The organism is Streptomyces javensis (assembly GCF_039525925.1).
GTDB classification, from domain to species: Bacteria; Actinomycetota; Actinomycetes; order Streptomycetales; family Streptomycetaceae; genus Streptomyces; species Streptomyces asiaticus.
Genome location: NZ_BAAAIF010000005.1, coordinates 20,496 through 47,157, shown reverse-complemented (window position 1 = coordinate 47,157; position 26,662 = coordinate 20,496). Strand labels below are relative to the sequence as shown.

General features: G+C 71.1%; 20 protein-coding genes. 11 read left to right on the top strand and 9 right to left on the bottom strand.

What is annotated here, in order from left to right:
• Window positions 1–90: 90 nt before the first annotated feature.
• Complete coding sequence (locus ABD329_RS06925; RefSeq protein WP_198275880.1) at window positions 91–1,038, top strand: cobalamin-binding protein; 948 nt, start codon at window positions 91–93, stop codon at window positions 1,036–1,038.
• Here ABD329_RS06925 and ABD329_RS06920 read toward each other — a convergent pair.
• The 3 genes from ABD329_RS06920 to ABD329_RS06910 form a co-directional block, all read right to left on the bottom strand.
• Window positions 1,033–4,173 (bottom strand): glycoside hydrolase family 38 N-terminal domain-containing protein, encoded by a 3,141-nt coding sequence (locus ABD329_RS06920; RefSeq protein ID WP_198275881.1) that lies wholly within the window; start codon window positions 4,171–4,173, stop codon window positions 1,033–1,035. The genes ABD329_RS06925 and ABD329_RS06920 overlap by 6 nt on opposite strands.
• A gap of 285 nt (window positions 4,174–4,458) precedes the next feature.
• Window positions 4,459–5,805 (bottom strand): 6-phospho-beta-glucosidase, encoded by a 1,347-nt coding sequence (locus ABD329_RS06915; RefSeq protein ID WP_198275882.1) that lies wholly within the window; start codon window positions 5,803–5,805, stop codon window positions 4,459–4,461.
• Between the two features lie 47 nt (window positions 5,806–5,852).
• A complete protein-coding gene (locus tag ABD329_RS06910; protein ID WP_198275883.1) occupies window positions 5,853–6,602 on the bottom strand; it encodes a DeoR/GlpR family DNA-binding transcription regulator in 750 nt (249 codons plus the stop codon).
• Window positions 6,603–6,728: 126 nt separating this feature from the next.
• Between ABD329_RS06910 and ABD329_RS06905 the strand changes: the two genes are divergently transcribed.
• The 6 genes from ABD329_RS06905 (at window position 6,729) to ABD329_RS06880 (ending at window position 15,416) form a co-directional block, all read left to right on the top strand.
• A complete protein-coding gene (locus tag ABD329_RS06905; protein ID WP_198275884.1) occupies window positions 6,729–7,778 on the top strand; it encodes a PfkB family carbohydrate kinase in 1,050 nt (349 codons plus the stop codon).
• 203 nt (window positions 7,779–7,981) lie between these two features.
• Window positions 7,982–9,262: an ABC transporter substrate-binding protein gene (locus ABD329_RS06900; RefSeq protein WP_198275885.1), complete on the top strand. Its 1,281-nt coding sequence runs from the start codon at window positions 7,982–7,984 to the stop codon at window positions 9,260–9,262.
• Window positions 9,263–9,265: 3 nt separating this feature from the next.
• Window positions 9,266–10,267, top strand: coding sequence for a carbohydrate ABC transporter permease (locus ABD329_RS06895; RefSeq protein ID WP_246618276.1), 1,002 nt, complete (start codon window positions 9,266–9,268; stop codon window positions 10,265–10,267).
• 9 nt (window positions 10,268–10,276) lie between these two features.
• Entirely contained in the window at window positions 10,277–11,113 is an 837-nt protein-coding gene (locus tag ABD329_RS06890; RefSeq protein ID WP_198275886.1) for a carbohydrate ABC transporter permease, read from the top strand.
• The gene (locus tag ABD329_RS06885; protein WP_198275887.1) at window positions 11,113–14,106 is read left to right on the top strand and encodes a glycoside hydrolase family 2 TIM barrel-domain containing protein; all 2,994 of its coding nucleotides are present in this window, start codon (window positions 11,113–11,115) and stop codon (window positions 14,104–14,106) included. Before ABD329_RS06890 ends, ABD329_RS06885 begins: the two co-directional genes overlap by 1 nt.
• A gap of 41 nt (window positions 14,107–14,147) precedes the next feature.
• Window positions 14,148–15,416 (top strand): alpha-L-fucosidase, encoded by a 1,269-nt coding sequence (locus ABD329_RS06880; protein WP_198275888.1) that lies wholly within the window; start codon window positions 14,148–14,150, stop codon window positions 15,414–15,416.
• A 65-nt stretch (window positions 15,417–15,481) separates the two neighbouring features.
• On the opposite strand, the gene ABD329_RS06875 is transcribed toward ABD329_RS06880, so the two are convergent.
• From ABD329_RS06875 to ABD329_RS06850, 6 genes are all read right to left on the bottom strand, one after another.
• The gene (locus tag ABD329_RS06875; RefSeq protein WP_198275889.1) at window positions 15,482–16,309 is read right to left on the bottom strand and encodes an alpha/beta fold hydrolase; all 828 of its coding nucleotides are present in this window, start codon (window positions 16,307–16,309) and stop codon (window positions 15,482–15,484) included.
• A gap of 129 nt (window positions 16,310–16,438) precedes the next feature.
• The gene (locus tag ABD329_RS06870; RefSeq protein ID WP_198275890.1) at window positions 16,439–17,725 is read right to left on the bottom strand and encodes an alpha-L-fucosidase; all 1,287 of its coding nucleotides are present in this window, start codon (window positions 17,723–17,725) and stop codon (window positions 16,439–16,441) included.
• Window positions 17,726–17,767: 42 nt separating this feature from the next.
• The gene (locus tag ABD329_RS06865; RefSeq protein WP_198275891.1) at window positions 17,768–18,625 is read right to left on the bottom strand and encodes a carbohydrate ABC transporter permease; all 858 of its coding nucleotides are present in this window, start codon (window positions 18,623–18,625) and stop codon (window positions 17,768–17,770) included.
• A 4-nt stretch (window positions 18,626–18,629) separates the two neighbouring features.
• Window positions 18,630–19,610, bottom strand: coding sequence for a carbohydrate ABC transporter permease (locus ABD329_RS06860; RefSeq protein WP_309142649.1), 981 nt, complete (start codon window positions 19,608–19,610; stop codon window positions 18,630–18,632).
• A 5-nt stretch (window positions 19,611–19,615) separates the two neighbouring features.
• Window positions 19,616–20,848, bottom strand: a complete 1,233-nt coding sequence (locus tag ABD329_RS06855; protein WP_198275892.1) for an ABC transporter substrate-binding protein — start codon at window positions 20,846–20,848, stop codon at window positions 19,616–19,618.
• Window positions 20,849–21,246: 398 nt separating this feature from the next.
• Window positions 21,247–22,050, bottom strand: coding sequence for a DeoR/GlpR family DNA-binding transcription regulator (locus ABD329_RS06850; protein ID WP_198275893.1), 804 nt, complete (start codon window positions 22,048–22,050; stop codon window positions 21,247–21,249).
• 314 nt (window positions 22,051–22,364) lie between these two features.
• Between ABD329_RS06850 and ABD329_RS06845 the strand changes: the two genes are divergently transcribed.
• The 4 genes from ABD329_RS06845 to ABD329_RS06830 all read left to right on the top strand — a co-directional run.
• Window positions 22,365–23,948: an FGGY family carbohydrate kinase gene (locus tag ABD329_RS06845; RefSeq protein ID WP_344316106.1), complete on the top strand. Its 1,584-nt coding sequence runs from the start codon at window positions 22,365–22,367 to the stop codon at window positions 23,946–23,948.
• Window positions 23,941–25,428: an FGGY-family carbohydrate kinase gene (locus ABD329_RS06840; RefSeq protein ID WP_198277948.1), complete on the top strand. Its 1,488-nt coding sequence runs from the start codon at window positions 23,941–23,943 to the stop codon at window positions 25,426–25,428. The genes ABD329_RS06845 and ABD329_RS06840 overlap by 8 nt, the downstream gene beginning before the upstream one ends.
• Window positions 25,425–26,072 carry a histidine phosphatase family protein gene (locus ABD329_RS06835; protein WP_198277947.1) on the top strand — a complete coding sequence of 216 codons (648 nt, stop codon included), beginning with the start codon at window positions 25,425–25,427 and terminating at the stop codon, window positions 26,070–26,072. The genes ABD329_RS06840 and ABD329_RS06835 overlap by 4 nt, the downstream gene beginning before the upstream one ends.
• Window positions 26,073–26,138: 66 nt before the next feature.
• Window positions 26,139–26,662 (top strand): GntR family transcriptional regulator (locus ABD329_RS06830; RefSeq protein WP_344316105.1); only part of this gene is annotated, 524 nt, incomplete at its 3' end.

Here is a 26,662-nt window from a genome sequence, read left to right as displayed (position 1 = left end):
GGCCGTCTGAGCGCGCCGCACCACCGGCACGCCGCCGACCCGCGCGTCGCCTGCCACCAATGCCCCGGACGACCCGCCTACAGTCGCGGTATGCGCATCGTCTCCCTGCTGCCCGCCGCGACCGACATCGTCGCCGAACTCGGGCTGGCCGAGCGGCTGGCCGGTCGCACCCACGAATGCGACTGGCCGCCGGAAGCGGTGGCGGACATCCCCGTGGTGACCGCCACCGGCCTCGACCAGGACGCCCTCACCAGCCGGGAGATCTCCGACGCGGTCGGTGGCGCGACACACTCCGGGTCGTCGCTCTACACCCTCGACACCGAGGCGCTGGCGGCCCTGCGCCCCGATGTGGTGCTCACCCAGGACCTGTGCGAGGTGTGTGCCGTGTCGTACCGGAAGGTGAGCCGGGCCGTCCGGCTGCTGGACGCCGACACCCGCGTCCTCAGCCTGGAGCCACACACGCTCGACGACGTACTGGACTCCCTGGTGACGGTGGGTGAGCTGCTCGGCGTGCGCGAGCGCGCCGAGCGGCGCCGGGCCGACCTGCGCCACCGCCTCGAGGGCGTCCGCCGGGCGGTGGCGGGCCGGGCCCGGCCCCGGGTCGTGGCGATCGAATGGCTCGACCCGCTGTGGCCCGCCGGACACTGGGTCCCCGACCAGATCGCCACCGCCGGAGGCGAACCGCTGCTCGCCGCGCCGGGGGCGCACACCAGCCCGATGACCTGGGCGGCGGTGCGCGCCGCCCGGCCGGAGGTGGTGCTGGTCCTGCCGTGCGGCTTCCCGCCCGAGCGCACCCTGCGGGAGACGGACCTGCTCACCCGGCTGCCGGGCTGGACGGACCTGCCCGCCGTACGGGCCGGGAGGGTCTGGGTGCTGGACGGCCCGGCCTACTTCAACCGTCCCGGCCCGCGCGTGGTGCGCGGAGCCGAGGTGCTGGCCCACGTCCTGCACGGGGTACGGGCCGGGGACGAGGTGACGGCGGCCGAGGCGCTCCCGTTCCCGGCCGCCCCGGCCGGTGACCCGGGCACCACGTCATGACACACGCGGCCCCGGGGTCAGCCGCACGGTGAGGATCTGGAACGGCCGTAGCGCCACGGTCAGCCGGTCCTCGCCGACCGCCGACACCTCCGCGGGCCGCTCGGCCAGCGGGCGCTCCAGCAGGTCCGTGACCTGGACCCCGCCGAGCGGGAACCCCGTGCGCAGCACCGCCCGCGCCCGGCCGCCCAGCGACTCGTAGAGCCGCACCACCACATCGCCCGAGCCGTCGTCGGCCAGCTTGACCGCCTCGACCGTCACCGCCGGATGGTCGCTGGTGATCACGGGGGCCGCCGGGGCCGCGGAGCCGACGCGCAGCGGCAGGTTCAGCGCGTACCCCTCCGCGATGGCGTCCTCGACCGTCGCGCCCGGCAGCAGCGCGTAGGTGAAGCGGTGCTTGCCCTGGTCGGCCTCCGGGTCGGGCACGCGCGGCGCGCGCACCAGGGAGAGGCGGACCGTCGTGGTCGTGCCGCCGTCCGACTCCCGTGTGGTGCGCGAGACATCGTGGCCGTACGTGGCGTCGTTGAGCACCGCGACCCCGTAGCCCGGCTCGCCGATGTGCACCCAGCGGTGGCCGTACACCTCGAAACGGGCCGCCTCCCAGCTGGTGTTGGTGTGGGTGGGGCGCTGTACGTGGCCGAACTGGATCTCGGCGCGGGAGTGGTCGGCCCGCACATCGACCGGGAAGGCGGCCTTGAGGATCTTCTCCGCCTCGTGCCAGTCGATCTCCGTCGCGATGTCGACGCGGCGGCTGCCCGCCCGCACCACGACGGTCTGCGCGATCCGCGAGCCCTTGCCGAAGTGTCGCTCCACGCGCAGCGCCCCCAGCAGCGGGCCGTCCTCGGCCACCGTGATGGACTCGGCGCCGGTGAGGTCCGTGTAGCGGTTCCGGTAGTGCTTGTCGATGTCCCAGGCGTCCCAGTAGTTGGGCAGGTCGCTGTGGAGGCGGAGCAGGTTGCCCGCCGCGTCCGGCGCGAGCACCTCGCGGTCGGCCGCCAGGTCGCGTACCGACGCGATGGTGCCGTCCTCCGCGAGTTCGACCCGCACCAGGCCGTTGTCCAGCACCCGGCCGTCGAGGGTGACCGGACGCGGGGGCGTCCCCTGGGGGCCGAGCGGCGCGCCACCGTTCGCCGGGACCCTCGCCCACACGGCCACCGAACCGTCCGCGAGCCGCTGCCCGTCCGTGAGCCCCTGCCCCTTCGCGGCGACGTACGCGGGCACCGTGACGACCTCGGCGCGGTCGCGCGGGCTGGTGTTGAACACGGCGGGCGATCCGTCACCGGTCGCGGCGAGGGCGTCGAGCGCCCGCTCGGTGAGCTCCCGCACCTCGGCCGCCACCCGCGCGTACTCGGCCTCGGCCTCCCGGTGCACCCAGGCGATCGACGAGCCGGGCAGGATGTCGTGGAACTGGTGCAGCAGCACCGTCTTCCACAGCCGGTCCAGCTCCGGCAGCGGATAGCGGTAGCCCGGCGCGTGCAGCGCGGCCGTCGTGGCCCACAACTCCGCTTCGCGCAGCAGGTGTTCGCTGCGCCGGTTGCCCTGCTTGGTGCGGGCCTGTGAGGTGTACGTGGCGCGGTGCAGCTCCAGATACAGCTCCCCGGACCACACCTGGTCCTTGGGGACCTCCTTGCTCGCCTCGGCGAAGAAGGTGTCCGGGTGCTCGACCCGCACCCGCGCCGAGCCCTCCAGGTCGGCGAGGCGGCGGGCGCGCTCCATCATCTCGCGGGTGGGGCCGCCACCGCCGTCGCCGTGGCCGAACGGGGCGAGCGAACGGGTGCCCACGCCCTTGTCCTGGTAGTTGCGCACCGCGTGCGCCATCTCCTGGCCGGAGAACTCGGCGTTGTAGGTGTCCACCGGCGGGAAGTGGGTGAAGATGCGGGTGCCGTCGATGCCCTCCCACCAGAAGGAGTGGTGGGGGAGCTTGTTGGTTTGGTTCCACGAGAGCTTCTGGGTGAGGAACCACTCGTTCCCGGCGAGCTTCGCCAGTTGCGGGTAGGCCGCGTTGTAGCCGAAGGAGTCCGGCAGCCACACGCCCTTGGTCTCGATGCCGAAGTGCTCGATGAAGAAGCGCTTGCCGTGGACCAGCTGCCGGGCTATCGCCTCGCCGCCGGGGAGGTTGCCGTCGGACTCCACCCACATGCCGCCGACAGGGGCCCACTGGCCGTTCCTGACGGTCTGCTGGATACGGGCCCACACATGCGGGTAGTTGTCCCGCACCCACGCGTACTGCTGGGCCTGTGAGCAGGCGAAGACGAACTCCTCGTACTCCTCCGCGAGCGCGGTGACGTTGGAGAAGGTGCGGGACGTCTTGCGCTTGGTCTCGCGGATCGGCCACAGCCACGCCGAGTCGATGTGCGCGTGGCCGACCGCCGACATGATGTGCGCGCTGGCGTGCGCGGGCCGGTCCAGCGCCGTCCTCAGCACGGCGCGGGCATCGGCGGCGGTGCCGGAGATGTCGTCCAGGTCCAGGGCGTCCAGGGCCCGGTCCAGACAGGTCATGATCTCGTGTCGGCGCGGCTCGTGGGCGTCCAGCTCCAGCATCAGCTCGCGCAGGACCTGTATGTCGAGGGAGAGGTGCCAGACCTCCTCGTCCAGGACGGCGAGGTCGGCGCGCTTGAATGTGTACAGCGGCTGGTCGCCCGCGGTGAGCCGGTCGCCGAGCGGGGTGGGGCCGATGAAGTCGTCGGCCAGGATGTCCGGGTTGGAGGCCGCCTCCACCAGGTAGTGGATCTCCTCGCCACCGACGGCCGCACGGGCCACGGGTACGTACTGGTTCTGCGGGTTGACGGCCTTGAGCGGGCGGCCGTCCGGCAGATGGACCAGGGCCTCGGCCTGGTTGCCGGGCCAGTCGCCGACGAAGCCGAGGTCGATCACCGTCTCGACGCGCTTGCCCGCCCACTCGGCGGGCACCCGGCCGCGCATGCGGAACCAGGTGGTGCCCCACGGCGGACCCCAGGGCGTGCCCATCGCGAACGGCTCGTACGGGGCCCGCTCGGCCTCGGCGAAGGGCACCGGCTCACCGGGGGCGTGCCAGGCCTCGACGGTCAGCGGAGTGGTGGCGGAGTAGAGGGCGGGCTTGATGCGCTGGTCGTGGACGCGCGCGACGCGCTCCTCGATCCGGCGGCGTTCGTCGTGCACGGAAGACTCTTTTCGGGGTTGGGGTGACGGCGTGGGGTCGGCCGCGGCCACGTTGCCGGGGCGGTGGCATCGGCTGGGTACGGCTCTCTACGGGGTGCGCCGGGGCCGGGCTCAGCGGTCGGCGGGAGTCGGCCACGGTTCGGATGTGCCCCGAAGGGGCGCGGGACTGTGGCGATGTGCGGCTCCGCCGCGGCTGTGTCGATATGCGGCTCCGCCGCGTGGGCGACCAGCCACGACGGCGTCGCAGACGATCGACGGCGTGTCGGGGCACTTCCTGCGGACCCCTTAGGTGAGGTACGCGAGTCCGGGATGGGCCCGGCGGTAGGCGTCCAGCAGGCGGCGGGCCACCTCGACCGAATCGACAAGGGGGTGCAGGGCGAACGCCTTGACGGCCGTGGCGCGGGAGCCGGAGGCCGCCGCCTCGAGCACCTCGCGCTCCACCGCCTTGACGGCGCAGACCAGGCCGGTGGCGTGCGCGGGGAGCGGGGACACGGCCACGGGGTGGGCGCCGTTGCCGTCGACCAGGCAGGGGACCTCGATGACCGCGTCCTCGTCCAGGGCGGACAGTGTGGTGCGGTTGCGCACGTTGAGGATCAGCGTCGTGCGCTCGTCGCGGGCGATGGCCCGCATCAGGGCCAGGGCCACCTTCTCGTAGCCGCCGGACTCGGTCAGGGACTCCTCGTCCCGCTCCCCCGCGCCGGCCGCCTCGCGGTTCTCCGCCATGTACGTGGCCTCGCGCTCGGCCCGGGTGTTGTCCCACGTCCGCAGCGCGGGCGCGGCCGGGTCGCGCAGGGTGTCGTAGAACCCGGCCTGCTGTTGGCACAGGAAGGCGCCGCGGGTCTGCCGGGCCTCCCGGTACGCCGTCACCGCCTCGCGGTTGAAGTAGTAGTAGTGCAGATACTCGTTGGGGACGGCGCCCAGCGACTGGATCCACTCCGGGCCGAAGAGCTTGCCCTCCTCGAAGGAGCCCAGCAGCTCCTGGTCGGCGAGCAGCCGCGGCAGCTGGTCACGGCCGTCGAAGTGCAGCCCGCGCAGCCAGCCCAGATGGTTGAGCCCGACGTAGTCGATCCACGCGTCCCGCGGGCGCTCGGCACCGAGCGCGCGGGCCACCCGGCGGCCCAGGCCGACCGGCGAGTCGCAGATGCCGATCACCCGGTCGCCCAGGTGGCGGGACATGGCCTCGGTGACGAGACCGGCCGGGTTGGTGAAGTTGATGAACCAGGCGTCCGGGGCCAGCGCGGCCACCCGCCGGGCGATGTGGTCCACCACCGGCAGTGTGCGCAGCCCGTACGCGATGCCACCGGCGCCGACCGTCTCCTGCCCCAGCACGCCCTCGGCCAGCGCCACCCGCTCATCGGCCGCCCGCCCCTCCAGACCGCCGACGCGGATCGCCGAGAACACGAAGTCGGCGCCCTCGAGGGCCTCGTCCAGGTCCGTGGTGACGGTCACGGTCGGCGCGTCCGGATGGTCCGCGGCCTGCTCGGCCAGCACCCGGGCGATGGCGGAGAGCCGACCGGCGTCCAGGTCGTGCAGGGTCACGCCGGTGACCCGGCCCTCCCCGCGATCGGCGAGCAGCGCCCCGTACACCAGCGGCACCCGGAATCCCCCGCCGCCGAGAATGGTCAGTCTCACTGAAGAACCTCCGAGATGTCCCGACTCGCTGTCCGCTCCGGGAGCGGTCAGACCTTGATCACTTCGACGCCGGCCTCGGCGAGGACGGCACAGGTGGCCTGATCCGCGGACGCGTTGGTCACCACGAAGTCGATGTCCTGCGGACCGCACACCTTGGCCATCCCGCGGCCGGGGAACTTCCCGGCGTCGGCGAGCAGCACCGTCTTCTCGGCGGCGGCCATCATGGCCCGCTTCACCGGGACCTCGACCACGGTCGTGTCCATCACATGGCCACCGGGCCGGATGCCACTGGTGCCCAGGAACAGCCAGTCGGCGTGCAACTGGCGCAGGCTGTCCTCGGTGAGGAAGCCCACCAGCGAGCGGTACTCGCGGCGCACCACGCCCCCGGGCAGCACCAGCTCTATCCCGGTGTCCTCCGCCAGCTCCTCGTACACCACCAGATTGCTGGTGATCACGGTGAGACGGCGGCCGTGCAACTGCCGGGCCAGGCGGTAGGCGGTGGTGCCGATGTCGAGCAGCACCGTCTGGCCGTCCTGGACCATCGCGGCGGCGCGCTCCGCCACGGCGTCCTTGTCGGTGACCCGGACCTCGGCGACCTCGGCGAAGGGCTGATCGCCGTCCTCCGCCACCGCGCCCCCGTGCACCCGGGTGAGCAGGCCGTCCTCCTCCAGTCTGATCAGGTCGCGGCGCACCGTGGCGGCGCTCACCCCCAGCTCGGAGGAGAGGTCCGTCACGGATGCGGGGCCACCGGAGCGCAATACCCGCAGGATGAGTTGGTGTCGTCGCTCTGCCAGCATGCGGCGCACACTACCCTGCAATTTCAATCAACTCTATGCTTGTTTTTGATGAGGTCTTGAAAACTTTGCTCGGGTAGCTCACGATCCACGTCAGAACTTGCACACCCTTGACGAGAGGACGCGCTCGTGAGCGAGCCGCTCCCCGCCGGGTCACCGGGCAACACCTCTCCCGACGTCCTGCTCACCGGACTGCTCTTCTACGACCTGGTCTTCACCGGCCTCGGCCGGGGACCCGTGCCGGGCGAGGAGATCTGGGCCGGGGGCATGGGCAGTGGCCCCGGCGGCATCGCGAATCTCGCGGTGGCCGCCGCCCGCTTCGGGCTGCGCACCTCGCTGGCCACCGTGTTCGGCGACGACCTCTACGGCCGCTACTGCCGTGAGGTGCTCGCCGGGCAGGAGGGTGTCGACCTCTCGCCGTCCCGTACGGCGCCCGCCAGCTGGCACACGCCGGTCACCGTCTCACTGGCGCTGGGCGCGGACCGGGCGCTGGTCACCGGTGGCGCGGAGCCCCCGTACGGCCAGGACGAGCTGATCGGCGACCCCCCGGCCGCCCGCTCCGCGCTCGTGCACATCGGTCCCGAACCACAGGACTGGATCGCCAAGGCCGCGGCCTCCGGCACCCGGGTATTCGCCGACGTCGGCTGGGATCCCTCCCAGCGGTGGTCCACGGATCTGCTCGACCAGCTCTCCCTGTGCCACGCCTTCCTGCCCAACGAGACCGAGGCCATGGCGTACACCCGCACCGCCACCCCGCGGGCGGCCCTGCGCGCGCTCACCGACCTGGTGCCGGTCGCCGTGGTCACCCGCGGCCGGGACGGGGCGATCGCGGTGGACCAGGAGACCGGGGAGCACGCCGAGGCCGACGCGCTCGACATCGATGTCCTGGACGCGACCGGCGCCGGCGATGTCTTCGGCGCGAGCTTCGTCGCCGCCACCCTGGCCGGCTGGCCGCTCGCCGAACGGCTGCGCTTCGCGGTGCTCGCCTCCGGCCTTTCCACCCGTCGGCACGGCGGGGCGCTGGCGGCGCCCGGCTGGGGCGGTGTGGCGGAGTGGTGGCGCGAGGTCGTGGCCGACCCCGGCGCCGAGGAGCTCCGCCGGACGTACGGCTTCCTCGCCGACCGGATCCCCGCCGGTGTCGGCCCGCCGCCACCGGAAGCACCGGCTACGCCGTTGTGACCACCACACCTTGGTGACCGGCCACGCCGCGGTGACCGCCACACCGCCGTGACCAGCACACCGTGGTGACCACGACTCCCTTGTGACCGGCCACGCCGTGGTGACGCGGCGCCACACGTTTTCGCCGAAGCCACTTCCCAAGGACACCCCCCACGGCAACACCCCGACACCTCAACGACGAGACACCGAAAGGCGGTGAAGCAGTGCACCCCTCACGCAGAGGACTGCTTCGCGCGGGCCTGGCAACCACCTCGGCCACCGTGCTGGGCGGCGCGGCCGCGGGCTGTGCGGTCCCGGCCGGATCGACCGGCCGGAACATGACACTCTGGTACTGGGGCGGTGGACTGAGCGACAAGCTGGTGGAGGACGCCGCCAAGCGCTTCACCCAGGTCGACCTCAAGGCCACCCAGATCGGCGGATACTTCCGCTCCAAGCTGCTGACGACACTGACCGCCCGCGCCTACGCGCCCGACATCACCGGTCTGAAGGGCGAGGACATCGCCTCGCTGCTGTCCAACGCCGACCAGTTCATCGACCTCAACACGCTCGGCGCGGACCGGCTCAAGAGCCAGTACCTGGACTGGAAGTGGGCCCAGGGCACCGCCGACGACGGCCGTCAGATCGGCTTTCCCATCGACACCGGGCCGTGTGTGCACTACTACCGCCCCGATGTCTTCCGCAAGGCGGGGCTGCCCACCGAGCCCGCCGAGGTGTACGCCGCCATGAGCACCTGGGACGACTACTTCGCCGCGGGCGAGCGGCTGGTGACGCGGGTCAAGGGCGCGTACCTGGTCAACGACCTGCTGGCGGTGCTCAACATGAGCATCGGCCAGTCGGCGAAGCGCTTCGTCGACAAGGACCGCCACTTCATCGGCGACCAGGAGCACATCGTCCGCGCCTGGGATCTGGCACTGGAGTGCAAGAGGCGCGGTCTCGTCTCCCCCTTCAAGTCCGGCACGGTCGACCAGACCGCCGCGCTGGAGGACGGCAGGCTGCCCAGCCAGCTCGGCGCCTCCTGGGCGGCCGGGGACTTCACGTCACAGCTGACGAAGTCCGCCGGAAAGTGGCGGGTGGCCTCGATGCCCGAGCGGCCGGCCAACGACGGCGGCTCGTTCCTCGGGATCACCAAGTACTGCCGCAGACCAGAGGTGGCGTTCGAGATCATCACCTGGCTGCTCGGCCCCAAGAACCAGACCCGCGGCTTCGTGGAGGCGTCGCTCTTCCCCTCCACCCCGGCGTCCTACGAGATGGCCGCGATGCGCGAACCCGACCCCTTCTTCGGCGGTCAGATCACCAACGACATCTTCGCCAAGGCCGCCCAGCGGATCCAGGTCGCCTACAACAGCCCGTACGACGTGGCCCTCAAGCAGCCGATCATGGACGAGCTGACCTCCGTGCACATCTCCGGCAAGAACCCCGAACGAGCCTGGCGGGACGCCATGAGCAAATGCCGACGCATCGCGGACCACCTGGGGGTGAGCTGAGCCATGGCCGACATGAAGACCGCACCGGCCGCGGCGGTCGCGACCGCGCCGAGCCCGGCGGGAACGGCGGGAAGAGCGGGAAGAGCGGGCGCGGCGCCGTCCGGCCACAAGGGCGGCATCCGCCGCCACTGGCGGCTGTACGCGGCGATCTCACCGTTCTATCTGCTGTTCCTCTGCTTCGGCCTGGTCCCGGCCGGCTTCTCCCTCTTCCTCGCCTTCCAGCGCTGGGACGGCCTGGGCGACATGGAGTACGCGGGGCTCTCGCAGTTCCGCTATCTGCTCGCCGACACCCAGTTCTGGGACGCGGTGGTCAACACGCTGGAGATCTGGGCCATGGGCACGCTGCCCATGCTGTTCATCGCCCTGGTCAGCGCCGTGATGCTGAACTCCGCGGTGCGGTTCAAGGGGGTGTACCGCTTCGCCTACTTCGTGCCGTCCGTCACCTCGGTCGTCGCCGTCGCCGTCATCTTCGGATCCATCTTCTCCACCAGCTTCGGCCTGATGAACGCCGTGCTGAGGACCGTCGGCATCAGCGAGGTGGCCTGGCTGAACGAGCCCTGGGGCATCAAGGTCGCCGTCGCGGCGCTGATGACCTGGCAGTGGACCGGGTACAACGCGATCATCTTCCTCGCCGGTCTCCAGACCATCCCGACCGAGCTCTACGAGGCGGCCAGGGTCGACGGGGCCGGGCCGATCCGGACCTTCTTCTCGGTCACCATGCCGATGATGCGCCCGGTCATCCTGTTCACCGTGGTGGTCTCCACGATCACCGGCTTGCAGTCGTTCTCCGAGTCCCAGGTGCTGCTCGGCCGCAACGACGGCCTGTCCACCTTCGCGGGCGGGCCGGAACACGCCGGACAGACGGTGGTCCTCTACTTCTTCCAGCAGACCTTCGACAACAACGACTTCGGCTACGGAGCGGCCATCGCCTGGGCGATCTTCATGATCGTGGTGGTCTTCTCCCTCATCAACTGGCGCTTGGTCAACCGCCGGGAAAAGGGCTAGGAGGCCGTCATGAGCAGGACCAAAGGGGCCATGGCCCGCGGTGTCTCGCTGCACACCGCGCTGATCGCGGGCGTGCTGCTGTCCGTCTTCCCGTTCTACCTGGCCGTCGTGATGGCCACCCGGACCTCCAGCGAGATCTTCTCGTACCCGCCGAAGCTCTGGCCCGGCTCGCACTTCCGGGAGAACGTCGGCCACCTCTTCGACAACATCGACTTCTTCGGGTCGATGCTGAACTCGCTGATCGTCGCGGGCACCGTCACCGTGCTGGTGCTGTTCTTCGACTCGCTCGCGGCGTTCGTCTTCGCCAAGTTCGACTTCCCGGGCCGCAAGCTGCTGTTCGGGCTGATGATGGGCATCTTCATGCTGCCCGCGCAGCTCTCCGCCATCCCGCAGTTCGTCATCATGGCGAAGCTGGGCTGGATCGGCTCGCTCACCGCGCTGATCGTCCCGGCGGCGGCCAACGCGTTCGGCATCTTCTGGATGCGCCAGTACATGACGGGCGCCATCCACGACGAGCTGATGGACGCCTCACGGCTCGACGGTTGCAGCTTCCTGCGCCAGTACTGGCATGTGGCGCTGCCCGTGGTCCGGCCGGGCCTGGCCTTCCTCGGCATCTTCACCTTCATGGGCCAGTGGAACGACTACGCCTGGCCGCTGATCGCCCTGACCAACCCGGACCATGTCACCCTCCAGGTGGCGCTGTCCCAGCTCAACAGCGTGCACAGCATGACGGACTACGGCATGGTCATGGCCGGTGCCCTGCTGGCCCTGATCCCGCTGCTGATCATGTTCATCTTCGCGGCCCGCCACTTCATCGCCGACCTGGCCAAGGGAGCCATCCGCTGATGCACCACCCGCCCCCGTACGCCCGCCCCTGGGAGACGCCCGAGCTCACGTCCTGGCGCCGGCTGCCGCTGCACGCGGTGGTGCGCGGCGCCACGGACACCGGCCGGACGGCGCTCGACGGCGACTGGCGGTTCCAGCTGCTGGCCTCGCCCGACGAGCCCCTCGCCGAGCGGTGGGGAGCCGCCCGGGTGCCCGGCTGCTGGACCACACAGGGCACCGACGACCTCCCGCACTACACCAACTCCACGATGCCGTGGCCGGAGTTCCCCCCGGCCTCCCCGGCGAAGAACCCGACGGGCGTGTACGAGCGCGAGGTCGACATCCCCGCGGAGTGGGCGGGCAAGCGGATCGTGCTCCACGTCGGGGCCTTCGAGAGCGTGCTGCTGGCCGAGGCCGGCGGCCGCCCGGTGGGCATGGGCAAGGACTCCCATCTGGCCAGTGAGTTCGACATCACCGACGCCGTACGGCCGGGCGAGCGCACGACCGTACGGCTCACGGTGGTCAAGTGGTCCGACGCCTCGCACATCGAGGACCAGGACCACTGGTGGCACGGTGGGATCACACGGTCCGTGTACCTGTACGCCGTCGATCCGCTGCACCTGGCCGATGTGCGGATCGCCGCACCGGCGGACGGGCGGCTGAGGGCCGAGGTGCTGATCCGCTCGGCGCACGGTGCCCTCCCCGCCGGGTGGTTCGTCACCGGATCGCTGGAGGGCGTCGGCGAGCTGCGGTTCGACGCGGAGTACGCCGCGTGGTGCGCCGCCGAGGAGCGGGTGTCGGACTTCCTCGGCGAGGCCCGGCTGCACATCACCGTGCCGGAGGTGCGCACCTGGTCCGCGGAGACCCCGCACCTCTACGACTGCGTGATCCGGCTGCACCGCGCGGACGGTTCGGTCGCGGACACCTCGTACCACCGCGTCGGCTTCCGGGATGTCGCGGTGCGCGGGCGGGATCTGCTGGTCAACGGCGAGCGGGTGTTCATCCGCGGGGTCAACCGCCATGACTTCCACCCGCTGACCGGCCGCGTGGTCTCGTACGACGACATGCGCGCCGACCTCGTCACCATGAAGCGCTTCGGCTTCAACGCCGTGCGCACCTCCCACTACCCCAACGACCCGGCCTTCCTCGGGCTCTGCGACGAGCTGGGGCTCTACGTCGTCGACGAGGCGAACGTCGAGGCGCATGACCACGCCCACGAGATCGCCGACGACCCGCGCTATCTCGCCGCCTTCACCGACCGCGTCTCGCGGATGGTGCTGCGCGACAAGAACCATCCGTCGGTCATCGTGTGGTCGCTCGGCAACGAGTCCGACCACGGCGCCAACCACGACGCCGCGGCCGGGTGGGTGCGCCACCACGACCCGAGCCGTCCGGTGCAGTACGAGGGGGCGCTGCACCGCGGCTGGGCCCGCCCGGACACCGTCACCGACATCATCTGCCCGATGTACGCCTCCATCGACGAGATCACCGCGCACGCGCGCTCCGGCGAGCAGACCAAGCCGCTCATCCTGTGCGAGTACTCGCACGCCATGGGCAACAGCAACGGCAGCCTCGCCGACTACTGGACGGCCATCGAGTCCACGCCCGGTCTCCAGGGCGGATTCATCTGGGAGTTCTGGGACCACGGCATCCTCCAGCGGCTCTCCGACGGCCGCCCGGCGGGGCTCACCGGCGCGGGCGGATACGGCGGCGGGGTGGCCGGACCGGGGATGCGCTGGGCGTACGGCGGCGACTTCGGTGACACTCCGAACGACGGCGCGTTCATCGCCGACGGCGTCGTCTTCCCGGACCGCACGCCCAAGCCCGTCCTGTACGAGCACCGGGAGATCGCCGCGCCGGTGCGGCTGACCCACGACGAGGAGGGGGTGCGCGTCCACAATCGCCAGCACTTCCGCGATCTGTCGTGGCTGGCGGCCGAGTGGGTGCTGTCCGTCGAGGGCAACGGCACCGATCACCCGCCGGTCCCGGTGGAGCTGCCGCATCTCCCGCCGGGCGCGAGCGCCCCGGTCGAGCTGGAGCCGGACCTGCTCGCCGGGCTGCCGTCCGGCCCGGGCGAGGCATGGCTGACGCTGCGGGTCCGTACGGCGGAGGAGGAGGCGTGGGCGCCGTCCGGTACGGAGGTGTGCACACCGAGCGTGCGGCTGCGGGAGCGGCCCGCGTCCGCCACTCCGGTCGACAGCCACGGCCTGCCGCCGGTGGAGGTCGACGAGGACGGGCTGCTCGTACATCCGGCGCTGTCCGCGCCGCCGGTGCTGTCGCTGTGGCGGGCGCCGACGGACAACGACGAGCTGGGCGGGCTCGGCGAGCGATGGCGGGACTGGGGTCTCGATGCCCCGCGCCGCCGGCTGGTGTCCGTCGAGCGGGACGCCGCCGGGGCGGTCACCGTCCTCGCGGAGTACGACACCACGGCTGGTCCGGTGCGCCACCGACAGGTGCTGCGACGGGTGGCGGACGGGAGCCACACCGGGAGTCGCGCCGGGAGCCACGCCGGGATCCATGCCGGGATCCATGTGGAGGAGACGGCCGAGCTGCCCGCCGGACTGACCGATGTGCCCCGCGTGGGCACGGTCTTCGAGACGGCCGCCCGGCACGACCGCCTCGCCTGGTACGGGCCCGGCCCCTGGGAGACGTACCCCGACCGATGTGCGGGCGGGGCCGTCGGCCACCACCAGACCGCCGTGGACGGGCTGTTCACGCCGTACCTGCGCCCGCAGGAGAGCGGCGGGCGGCACGCGGTGCGCCACTTCACGCTCGACGACCGGTGGCACATCGCCCTCGACGCGCCGCGCCAGATCTCCGTCACCCGCCACCGCGCCGCCGACCTGGCCGCCGCCACCCACCACGACGAACTGGTCCCGCGCGAGATCTGCGTGGTGCACATCGACGCCGCCCACCGCGGTGTCGGCACCGCCTCGTGCGGCCCCGACACCCTTGCCCGCTACCGCGTCGGCCCCGGCACCCACCGCTGGTCCTGGACGCTCTCCGCCCCCTAAGCCCCACCAGGCTCCTCCAGAAAACGGGAGTTCACCCCACCATGGCCATGCAACCCTGGTTCCCCGACGCCAAGTTCGGCATCTTCATCCACTGGGGCATCTACGCCGTCGACGGCGTCCAGGAGTCCTGGTCGTTCTTCGAGGGCGACGTCCCCCACGACCAGTACATGGCGCAGCGACACCGCTTCACCGCCCGTCACTACGCCCCGGAGGACTGGGCGGACCTGTTCGCCCGGGCCGGTGCCCGATACGCCGTGCTCACCTCGCGCCACCACGACGGCGTCTCCCTGTGGGACACCGCGGAGGGCGACCTCAACGTGGTGCGGCACACCCCCGCCGGACGCGATCTGGTCGGCCCGTACGCGACGGCGATGCGGGAACGCGGCATCAAGGTCGGCCTCTACTACGCCCACAACGACTGGAACCACCCCGACTACGCCTCCACCCGCTACGAGGGCCGTCCGCCCGAGCAGGAGAACAACCCCTACGCCGAGGTGCCGAAGGAGGAGGAGGACCTGGCGGCGTGGGCGCGCTACCTCGCCTACCGCGACGGCCAGGTGCGGGAGCTGACCACCCGGTTCCATCCCGACCTGCTGTGGTTCGACGGCGAGTGGGAGCGCACCGAGGAGCAGTGGCGGATCAAGGACCTGGCCCGGCTGATCCGCTCCCAGGTGCCCCGGTGTGTGCTCAACGCGCGCATGCTCAGCGAGGGCGACTACGCCACCCCCGAGCAGGGTGTGCCCATCGAACCGCCCGCCGGTCCCTGGGAGTTGTGCCTGACCTTCAACGACTCATGGGGCTACCGCCACCACGACCACAACTACAAGTCGACCGGCCAGCTCATCCGGTACTTCACGGAGACCATCGGCGGCGGCGGCAACCTGCTGCTGTCCGTGGGCCCCAAGGAGGACGGCACCATCCCGGCCGAGCAGGTCGAACGCCTCGAGGGCATGGGCGCGTGGATCGCCCGCCACGCCGAGGCCGTCTACGGCACGGCGCGCGGCCTGCCCGCCGGCCACCACTACGGCCCCAGCACGCTCTCCGCCGACCGCCGCACGCTCTACCTCACCGTGTTCGACATCCCCCGCGGCCCCATCGGCGTGCGCGGCCTGCGCACCCCGGTACGGCGGGTCAGCGTCCTCGGCACCGGCACCGCACTGGGCCACCAGGTCATCGGCGGTCTGCACGAGGTCCCCGGGGTGCTGTGGATCGACCCGCCCGCCACCGAGGACCTGGACGAACACGCGACGATCCTCGCCGTCGAGCTGGACGGCGAACTGGACCTGTACCGGGGCGCGGGCCGCTTCTGAGCCCAAGGGCCCAAGGGCCCAAGGGCCCAAGGGCGCAGGGGCGCAGGGGCGCAGGGGCGCAGGGCTCAGCGTGACGTGGCGCCGATGAAGTCGAGCAGGTCGCGGTTGATGTCATCGGCGTGGGTGATGAAGAGGCCGTGTCCGGCTCGGGGGTACTCCTTGTAGACGTTGTCCGGGACCAGCTTCGCCAAGCGGCGGCCGCAGAGGTCGATGGGGGCGGAGGCGTCGGCGTCGCCGTGGATGATCAAGGTGGGCAGCGGGAGGGCGGCGGCCTCCGCGCGCAGATCGGTGTGGAATCCGGTTCTCACCACCTCGACGGCCGCCTTGGCCGAGCAGTCGAGGCATCGTCGCATCGTCCACTCGATGAGCTCGGTGGAGATCCTGTTGCCCAGATGGGTGGCGAAGAACGCCTGGGCGTTCTGCGCCATCCATCTCGGGCGGTCCTTGGCCCGCTCCGCCTCGACGGCGTCGAAGAGGTGCCGCTGGATCCCCTCCTGGTGGTCCGGCGCCCAGGCCATCAAGGGTGCGGTGACGGCCATCAGCACCACCCGGCTCACCCGGTCGTGGCCGTGGCGGGACAGATGGCGGAGCACCTCCCCGCCGCCCATCGAGTGGGCCACCAGGGTGACCTCGCGGAGGTCGAGATGGTCGAGCAGCGCCGCGAGGTCATCGGCGAGGGTGTCGTAGTCGTAGCCGTGGCCGACCCAGTCCGAGCGGCCGTGCCCCCGCTTGTCGAAGGCGACGCAGCGCAGTCCGGCCTCGGACAGCGGGAGCATCTGGAACTCCCATGAACTGCTGCTGAGCCAGGCGCCGGAGACGAACACCACCGGTTTGCCCTGCCCCCAGTCGGTGTAGAACAGGCGCGTTCCGTCGGAACCCTCGAAGTACGGCATGGTGGCGGACCCTTCCCGGGCGATGAGGTGTCGTTGCGTTGCGGCAACTCTCGTCCAGGGAGGTCCCCTGCGTCGATTACGCCGGAGGTAACGGGGAGCGCGGGCCGATCAGAGGTCAGAGGTCAGGTGTCAGGTGTCCTGGCGCAGGAACAGTTCCACGACCGGCACCGCCACATCGGGGCGGACGACCGGCAGGGTCAGGGTCAGGGTGCCGGGTGGCTGGCCGCCGAGGCCGGTGTTCTGCGCCTTGATCGACGGGTCGATCTCGCGGTACTTGATCTCGGACGCGTCGTGCAGGAACTGTGCGTACTCGACCTTGCCCGCCAGGTCCGGCAGGTGGACATGGCCGAAGGGCCAGGTGAAGAGGTGCAGATAGAGGCGGTTGCCGCGCTGGGTGTAGCGGGTGTCGACCGGGGCGCGGTGTGGGGAGGGGCCGGCGCCGTGGATCGAGCGCTGGTGGCGGGACATCCACGCGCCGATCCCCTCCAGCGTGGCGAGGGCGGTGGCGTCGAAGTCACCGCGTCCGGTCGGGCCGACGTTCAGCAGCATGTTGCCGTTCTTCGAGACGCCGTCGACGAGCATCCGGACCAGCAGGTCGACCGGTTTCACATTGAGGTTGTCGCGGTCGTAGCCCCAGCTGCCGTTGAGGGTCTGGCACGCCTCCCACACCACCGGCCGCCCGTCGACCTCCATGGGCTTGTCGGGCTGGTACTGCTCGGGTGTGACGAGGTCGCCGGGGATGGCGAGCCGGTCGTTGACGATGATCTCGGGCTGGAGCCTGCGGGTGAGCGCGAGGAGTTCCTCCGAGCCCCACTCCTCCTTGCCCTTGCCGTTCCATACGTCGTGGTGGTCGTCGTCCTTGTACGAGAAGTCGTAGAAGAGGTAGTCGATGGTGCCGTAGCCGGTCAGCAGCTCCTCCACCTGACCGTGCAGATAGGCGCGGTAACGGGCCATGTCGCGGCCCTCGTTGAGCCGCTCGATCTCCTCCGGCGGGTCATCACGGCGCGGGTGGAGGCCGTCGATGACGAAGTCCGGGTGGTGCCAGTCGATGAGCGAGTGGTAGAAGCCCACGCGCAGCCCCTCGGCGCGCACGGCCTCGACGAACTCGGCGACGAGGTCCTTGCCGATCGGGGTGTTCATCGAGGTGTAGTCGGTGAGCTTGGAGTCCCACAGGCAGAAGCCGTCGTGGTGCTTGGTCGTGAGCACCATGTACTTCATTCCGGCGCGCTTGGCGGACCGCGCCCACTCGCGGGGGTCGAAGAGGTCCGGTTCGAAGTGGCGGAAGTAGCGGTCGTAGTCCTCGTCCGTGATGCGTTCGCGGTTCTTCACCCACTCGTGGCGGGCGGGCAGGGCGTACAGGCCCCAGTGGATGAACATGCCGAAGCGGTCTTCGGTGAACCAGGCGGGGATGGCCATCGGAGGGGGATTCCTTTCCCGGGGAAGAGGAGGCGCACGGGGTCAGCGGCCGCCCAGGCCGCTGGTGACGATGCCGCGCACGAGGTGCTTCTGGAGGAGGACGAGGATGATCACGGTCGGCAGCATCGAGATCACCGAGGCCGCCATGACGAGGCTCCACTCATTGCCCTGCTGTCCGAAGAACGCCTGGAGGCCGAGCGGAATGGTGGCGCGTGCGTTGACATCGTTGACGATCACGAGGGGCCACAGGAAGGAGTTCCAGTAGCTGATGAAGGTGAAGACGGCGAGCACGGCGAGGGTGGGCCGGGCCAGGGGCACCATCACGCTGAGGAAGGTGCGCACGGTCCCGGCGCCGTCGACCCGGGCCGCGTCGTCCAGCTCCTGGGGAACGGTCAGGAAGAACTGGCGCAGCAGGAACGCGCCGAGCGCGGTGAACGCCCACGGGATGATGAGCGCCTGGACGGTGTCCACCCATCCGAGGTCCTGCATCATCACGTACATCGGGATGACGAGGACGTCCTGCGGGATCATCAGGGTCGCGAGGAACAGCAGGAACACCACGTTGCGGCCGCGCCAGCGCAGCCGGGAGAAGGCGTATCCGCTGAGTGCCGCGACGGTCACGTTGATGGCGGTGCCGACGGCGGCGACGAGGACACCGTTGAGGATGAAGCGGGCGAACGGCAGATAGCTGAAGACGTCGGTGTAGTTCTGCCACCGGAGCGCGGAGCCCCAGAGGGTCGGCGGGGTGGTGAAGGTGTCCGACTCGGGCTTGAGGCTCGTGGCCACCATGTAGATGAGCGGTGCCATGAAGGCCAGGGCGATGAGGCACAGGATCAGATAGCCGATCGCGTGCCGCACTCGCGGTGCCGCACCCGTCGTCCGCGTACCGCCGCCGCTCATGCCGCTACTCATAGTGCACCCACCGCTTCTGGCCGAGGAACTGCACCGCCGTGATGCCGAGGATGATCACGAACAGCACCCAGGCGCCCGCCGAGGCGAGCCCGAGCCGCTGGTTCTGGAAGCCGGTGTTGTAGATGTACTGGACGAGGGTTTCCGTCTCCGTCCCCGGGCCACCCTTGGTGAGCAGGAACGGCTGGGTGAACACCTGGAACGAGGTGATGAGCGTCATCATGGTGGCGAAGAAGATCGACGGCGAGATGGCCGGGAACTTCACATGCCAGAAGGTCCGCCACGCGCTCGCGCCGTCGAGCTGGGCGGCCTCGATCTGGCTGTCCGGCACCGCGTCGAGCGCGGCGGAGAAGATGAGCATGTTGTAGCCGAAGCCCGCCCAGACGCTCATCGCCACGACCGCGAACATCGCCCAGGTGTCATCGGCGAGGAAGTTGGGGGCGTGCGCGCCGAGGGTGGACTGGAGCGTGGCGTCGATGAGGCCGTCGGGCTGGTACAGCATCCGCCAGACGACCACGTTCGCCACCAGGGGGGTGATGGTCGGGATGAAGAACAGCACCCGGAAGATGTGCCGGTGTCTGATCCTCGGTGTCAGCCAGGCCGCGAGCCCGAGGGAGACCACGAGGTTCAGCGGTACGTAGAGGAGCACGTACTCGGCGGTGTTGCGCACCACGACCCAGAAGATCGGATCATCGAAGAGCCGGCGGTAGTTCGCCAGCCCGGTCCAGGTGTGGCCGCCGATCATCGGCCAGTTCATGAAGCTCACGACGAGGGACGCGACGATCGGGACCACGGTGAAGAGCGCCAGCCCGATCGAGTGCGGGGCGGCGAACGCCGCGCCCCACCATGAGCGGCGCCCGACCTCGGCCGGGCGCCGCGCCTCGGGCTCCTCGTCCACCGCGATGGCGGTGCCCGGGGCGGCCACCTCCACCGCCACCACCTCCTCCTCGGCCGGGGCGGCCTGCTCCGTGGTCACGGCCGTCACTGCCCGAGCTGGCCCGCGATGGACTTCATCGTCTCCGCGCCCGACTGCTGTCCGTTGACGGCTTGGATGCCGTACTGGGAGAAGAGCTGCTGGAGCTGGTCGCTCTGCTTGTTGCCCGGCAGTGGTGTCGATGCCTTCTGGGCCGTCTTGAGGACGCTTTCGACGCCGTCGATGTGCGCGTTGTCGTACCACGTCTGCTGGGCCGCGGTGCGGCCGGGGAAGGCCCGGCCCTGCCGCGCCAGGGTGGTGAGCACCTGCTGGCTCGTCATCGTCTTGATGGCCTTGAACGCCTGGTCGGGGTAGCCACACTGTTTGGAGATGCCGAATCCGGAGCCCGCCGAGAAGGTGGACGGACCGGAGGTGTGGCCGGTGGGTATCGTCGTGACCCCGATCGGGAATTTCACCTTGCCCTTCTGGCTGAGCAGGGACCAGGGGCCGTCGAGATACATGCCGACTTTCTTGGACACGAAGTTGTTGGAGGGGGCGTCGTTGTCCGCGCTGGCCTGGGTGGCGGTGCCGTTCTTGACGAGCGAGGAGAGCCAGTCGAGCCCCTTGGCGAATGCGGGGTTCGACGGATCGAGTGTTCCGTCGGCCTTGATGACCCGGCCGCCGTTGTAGCCGAGGATCATCGATTCGAGATTCATGTCCGCGACGCTCGAGGCGAACATCGTCTTTCCCGCCGCCTTGAACTTCGCCGCGGCCGCTCGGAAGTCGGCGAGCGTCCAGCCGGGCTTCGGTTCCTCCGCCCCGACCTGCTTGAACAGGTCCTTGTTGTAGAAGAGCAGCATGGGCCCGGTGTCATACGGCAGGGCGTACAGCTTTCCGTCGACCTTCATTCCGTTCAGGGCGGTGGTATCGAACTCGGAAAGATCGAGTCCGCCCTTCTTGGCATAGGAGTCGATCGGCCGCAGCACATCGGTGTAATTCGCCGCGCGAAGACTCTGGATGCTCACGACGCACGGCGCGCTCCCGGTGCTGAGCTGGGTGCGGAGCTTGGTGAAGTAGTCGTTGAAGGGCGCGCCCTGGATCGTGACCTTCGGGCCGCCCTGGGCGCTCACCGAATTCGCCACCTGCTGCCAGGCCGCCTTGTCGGACGAGCCCGCGATCCACATCGACCAGACGAGTTTGTCCTTCGACTGGTTGGACGTACTGGAACTGGAGGAACACCCCACCAGCAATCCCCAGGCGGCAGCCGCCGCGGTGACACCGACCAGGAGTCGTCTTTTCATAGCAGAGTCCACTTCATGTGCGTGCTCGGATGGCCGTACACGGGCAGCACGAACGCGGTCATGGAATGCGGGCGCGGAATACGCATGCGGATGCCGCTGCGGCTGCTGTGGGGAAAGCCCCGACCACGTCGAGTGGGGTGGGGCGAGAGGATGAGGCGGAGGTGGTGAACGTCAGATACCGAGTAAGACGGGCGCCGTGTGTACGGCGGCCGCTCCATGGTGCGCTCGATGCGTGCGGAAACTGAAGTACCTGACCGTCACTGTCGTGATCCGACCCATGGCGACTCCTTTGGCCGGCCCTTTTTACCAGGACGCATCGGCATCAGAACATCCGATGTATTGGAGTGTCAAGGTGTCGAACAGGCCGGATCTCCCCGCCAAATCTTCCGCCGTCGGCGTCAGAGCTTGGACGTATCCGGCAAGTCCCCACCGGAAACGATGCGCACATCGACGCCGCGCTCACGCAGCCCGCGCACCTCCCCGGCCGGTGCCGCGTCGTCCACCACGACCAGGTCGAAGTCGGTGAGCGGAGCCAGCGCGTACAGGCCCTGGTTGACGAACTTCGTATGGTCGACGAGGAGCACCCGGCGTGCCGCGGCGGCCATCATCGCCTGCTTGACCAGCACCGTCTCGGGTGACATGTGGTAGCAGCGGCCCGCTGTGACGGCGGTGGTGGACATGAACAGCACATCGGCGCGGAAGGCGGACATGCTCTGCGCGGTGTGCGGTCCCATGAACGCGTCGTACGCCGGGAAGTAGGTGCCGCCGAGCGCCACCAGCGCCGCCCCGGGCTCCTTGGCCAGAGCGGTGATGGCGGGCAGCGAGTTGGTGATCACCGTGATCGGTGTGTGGTGCGGCAGGTGCTGGGTCAGGCCCAGACAGGTGGTGGAGTCGTCGATCACCACGATCTGGCCGGGAGCCAGCTCCTCGGCGGCCGCCCGCGCCAGCCGCTGTTTGGTCCGCGTCATCGTCGTCATGCGCTCGCCGACACTGCCGTGGAACTGCGTGGACGGCAGACAGCTCGCGCCGCCGCGCACCTTGCGCAGCCAGCCCTGCGCCTGGAGGGCGTCCAGGTCGCGGTGGATGGTCATCACACTGACGGCGAACCCGGCCGCCAGGTCCGGGGTGCGGACGAAGCCCTTGGTCGTGACCAGTTCACGCAGCCGGCGCCGCCGCTCCTCCTGACCGTCCGTACGGGCCATGGCCTGCGGCTCCTTACCCCTTCCGCACCACCCGGGCGGACCGGCGTGAGACGACTTCATGTGAAACTCACGCGAAGGTAACACGCGGATGGGACGTCGCCTCCCCCGTGTGCGGGGCCGGTGCCCCAGGACATCGCACGGTGCCGTGGACCGGCCGTGGGAGGATCCCGCGCCCCGATTGACGTGGCTTCCCGGCGGCGATTCGCTGGGTTCGTCGGCGCGGAATCCCGCCGACGGCGTCGGTTCCCCGGAGCGGTGGCGATTCACTGGTACGCCGCCGCTCCAGCCATGGCGAAGGGGCAGGTATCTCGGTCATGACGGTTCTCACTGTCGACGTCGGCACGTCGGTCATCAAGTCCGTCGTGTTCGACGCCGAGGGAAGGGAAGTGGCGGTCTCCCGCGTCGGTACGGAGGTGCTGCGGCCGCACCCCGGGTGGGCCGAGCAGGACATGGACGCGGTGTGGCGCGGGGTCGTCACCACCGTGCGCGGCGCTCTGGCCCAGCTGGGGCCCGGGCATGACGCGGTGCGGCTGATCGCGTTCACGGCCCAGGGGGACGGCTGCTGGCTGGTCGACGACGGCGGCCGCCCCACCGGTCCGGCGATCCTGTGGTCCGACGGGCGCGCCGGTGATCTGCTCGCGCGCTGGCAGGCCGATGGCGTCCTGGCGGAAGCGTACCGCCGCAACGGCTCGCTGACCTGCGCGGGCATGCCCAACGCGGTGCTCACCTGGCTCGCCGGGCACGACCCGGCGCGCCTGGAGCGCTCGCACACCGCGCTGACCGCGGCGGGCTGGCTGTTCCTGAGGCTCACCGGCGTCACGGCGATCGACGCCTCCGATGCGTCGGCTCCCTTCCTCGACCACGCCACGGGCGCGTACGACCCCGCGATCGTGGACCTGTTCGGCCTGGCGTGGGCCCGCCGGCTGCTGCCGCGCGTCCTCGGACCCGACGAGTGCGTCGCCGAGCTCACCCACCACGCGGCGGCCGAACTGGGCCTCCCCACCGGCCTTCCCGTGGTGATGGCGCCCTACGACATCGCCGCCACCGCCCGTGGCGCCGGGGTCGTCGACCCAGGACAGGCGTGCGCCATCCTCGGCACCACCCTGTGCACCGAGGTGGTGCGCCGGAGCGTGGACACCTCGGGCGAGCCGTGCGGCATCACCATCGCCTTCGGCCGCCACGACCGCCTGCTGCGCGCCCTTCCCACCCTCTCGGGCACCGAGGTGCTGGACTGGGCGTGCCGGACGCTGGCCGTCGAGGGCCCCGCCGCCCTCGGTGACCTCGCCGCCGCGTCCGCACCCGGCGCCGCCGGGCTGGGCTTCCTCCCCTACCTCTCCCCCGCCGGGGAGCGCGCGCCGTTCCTCGACGGGCGGGCCCGCGGCACCTTCTGGGGCCTTTCGCTGGACCACACCCGCGCCGACCTGGCCCGTGCGGTCTTCGAGGGCCTGTCCCTCGTCGTACGGGACTGCCTGCGAGCCTCCGGAACCGAGGTGCGCGAGCTGCGGCTGTGCGGCGGGGGCGCGGGCAGCGACCGCTGGTGTCAGCTCATCGCCGATGCCACCGGGGTTCCGACGGCGCGCGGAACCGACACCGAGCTGGGCGCGAAGGGCGCCTTCCTCACCGGTCTGGCGCTCACCGGCGCCGAGCCGAGCCTGGAGGAGGCCGCCGCCAAGTACGTCCATATCGGCGCCAGTTGGGCGCCGGACCCGGGCCGGGCCGCGCTCTACGACGAGCTGTCCGCGGCACACCTCGCCTGGCGGGACGCGGCCCGGTCCCTGGGCTGGTCGCCGTCCCAGAGGGCGGACTCGTCGCCGACCCCGGCATCGGGCGGGCCACCCACCGACACCCCCGCCACGCAGCACCCCCACGACCCCCGTCCGGAAACCTCGCATGTCTGACGCGCTCTCCCCCGACGCCGTCCATCTCGGCCTGGACCTCGGTACGCAGAGCGTGCGCGCGGTCGCCGTGGACGGCACCGGGAAGCCGCTCGCCGCGGCCTCCCGCCCCCTGACCGGCCACCGTGCCGGCGTACGGCACGAACAGGACCCCGAGCGGTGGTGGTCCGCCGCTGGTGCCGCCTGCCGCGAGGCCCTGAGCGGCATCGACGGCGGGCGGGTGCGAGGGGTGGCGGTGGACGCCACGTCCGGGACCGTTCTCCTCGCCGACCCGTCCGGAACGCCCCTCACCCCGGCCCTGATGTACGACGACGGGCGCGCCGCGGACCACGCCGACCGCGTCAACACCGTCGGCGCGGCGGTCTGGGACAGGCTCGGCTACCGCACCATGCAGCCCTCCTGGGCCCTGCCCAAACTCCTGTGGCTGCTCCGGCACACCGATGTCCCGCCGGGGGCCCGGCTGCTGCACCAGGCCGACCTGATCACCTGGCGGCTGGCCGGTCAGCAGACCCCCGCCGACGCCAGCCACGCCCTGAAGACCGGCTACGACCTGCTCGCCGACCGCTGGCCCGCCGAGGAGCTGGCCGCGCTCGGCGTCCCCGATGGCCTGCTCCCGGAGGTCGTACGGCCCGGCACGGTGATCGGCACGGTCTGCGCACGGGCCGCCGCCGTCACCGGGATCCCCGCCGGCACCCCCATGGTCGCGGGGATGACCGACGGCTGCGCGGCCCAGATCGCTGCGGGCGCGCTCGGCCCGGGCGCCTGGAACTCGGTGCTGGGCACCACCCTGGTCCTCAAGGGCGCCAGTCCCCGTCCGGTGCGCGACCCCGCCGGAGTGGTCTACTGCCACCGCGGGCCCGGCGGCGGCTGGCTGCCCGGCGGTGCCTCCAGCAGTGGCGCGGGCGTGCTGACCCGCCGCTTCCCCGGCGCCGACCTCGATGCCCTCACCGAAGCGGCCGCCACCACCGGCTCCACCGCGGTCGTCTACCCGCTCGTCGGCGAGCGCGGCGAACGCTTCCCGTTCCGCGCGCCCGACGCACACCCCTTCGTCCTGGGCGAACCCTCCGGCGCGGCCGAGGAGTTCCATGCCTGTCTGCTCGGCGTGGCCTGTGTGGAGCGGCTCTGCCTCGACCACCTGGATCACATCGGCGCTCCCGTGGCCGGCCCGCTGAGCCTGACCGGCGGCGGCGCACGCAACCGCTACTGGTCGCGACTGCGCGCCGACCTCCTCGGCCGCGGCGTGACCCTGCCCGAGCAGGCCGAGAGCGCCGTCGGCATGGCGGTGCTCGCCGCCACCGCCTCGGGCGTCACGCTGGAGCGGGCCGCCGCCGCCATGGTGCGCGACGGAGTCGAGCTGCGTCCCGATCCCGCCCGCACCGCACGGCTGCTGCCCGTATACCTCGGCTTCGTCGACGAACTGGTCCGCCGGGGCTGGCTGGAGCCGGAGGTGGCCGCCCACGCCCACAGAAAGGCCGACCGGTGACCGACTTCGTCCTCGTACGGCACGGGGAGACCGTGTGGCACGCGGAGAACCGCTACGCCGGCCGCACCGATGTGCCACTGACCGAACAAGGGCGGAAGCAGGCCGCCGAGCTCGGCGCCTGGGCCGCGGGGCAGCGGCTGGACGGCGGCCCTGAACGGCGGCAGCGGCTGGACGCGGTGCTCAGCTCGCCGCTGTCCCGCGCCCGGCTCACCGCAGAACCCGCCGCGGCCGCGCTCGGCCTCACCCCGCGCGTCGACGAGCGGCTGTACGAGGTGGACTTCGGGCGCGGCGAGGGGCTGACCCGGGCGGAGATGCGGGAGCGGTTCCCGGCGGAGCTGGACGCGTTCCTGACCGATCCGGTCGCCCATCACCTGCCCGGCGGTGAGGACCCGGCGGCGGCCGCCGACCGCGCGATCGGCTGTCTGACGGACATCGCCCAGGAGGTGCCCGAGGGACGGGTCCTGGTCGTCGCCCACTCCACCCTCGTCCGTCTCGTCCTGTGCCAGTTGCTCGGCATTCCGCTCGCCCGCTACCGCCAGGTGTTCCCCCGGCTGGAGAACGGCGCCCTGACCGAACTGCGCCTGCGGCACGGCCGGGCATCGCTTCTGCGGCTCAACGCCCCGGCCACCGCGGCTCGCCCCTGAACGGCGTCCCTCACCTGGGTAAACTGTTGCTGCCCCGATACGCCCCGAGCAGCAGCAGGAGGCCGGATGCCACCGCAGGACACCTCCGCGCCCGGGGCACCGCGGGAAGGGCGGGGACGGGATGTGCCGCCCGCCCGTCAGGCGCTCTCGGACAGCGTCTACGAGAACATCAAGGCCATGGTCATGGACCATGAGATCACCCCGGGCGCGCGCGTCAGCATCGAGGCCCTCTCCCGCGCCCTCGGCGTCTCCCCGACCCCCGTCCGGGAGGCGCTGGCCAGGCTGGAGGCGGACGGCCTGGTGGTGAAGCGGCCGCTGTCGGGGTACCGCACCACCGAGCTGCTGACCCGGCAGGGGCTCGAGGAGCTCTTCGAGATGCGGCAGCTGCTGGAGCCGAGGGCGGCCGCGCTCGCCGCGGTCAACGCCGGTGAGGACCAGCTCGACGCCATCGAGCGGATCGCGGAGGAGATGCACACCGACCCGGGGACGGCCGCCGGGCGCTACACGGCCTACCGCGGCTTCGCCGCCCTCGACCAGCGCCTCCACGACGCGATCGCCCGGGCATCCGGGCGGGGCTTGTTTTTCATTAT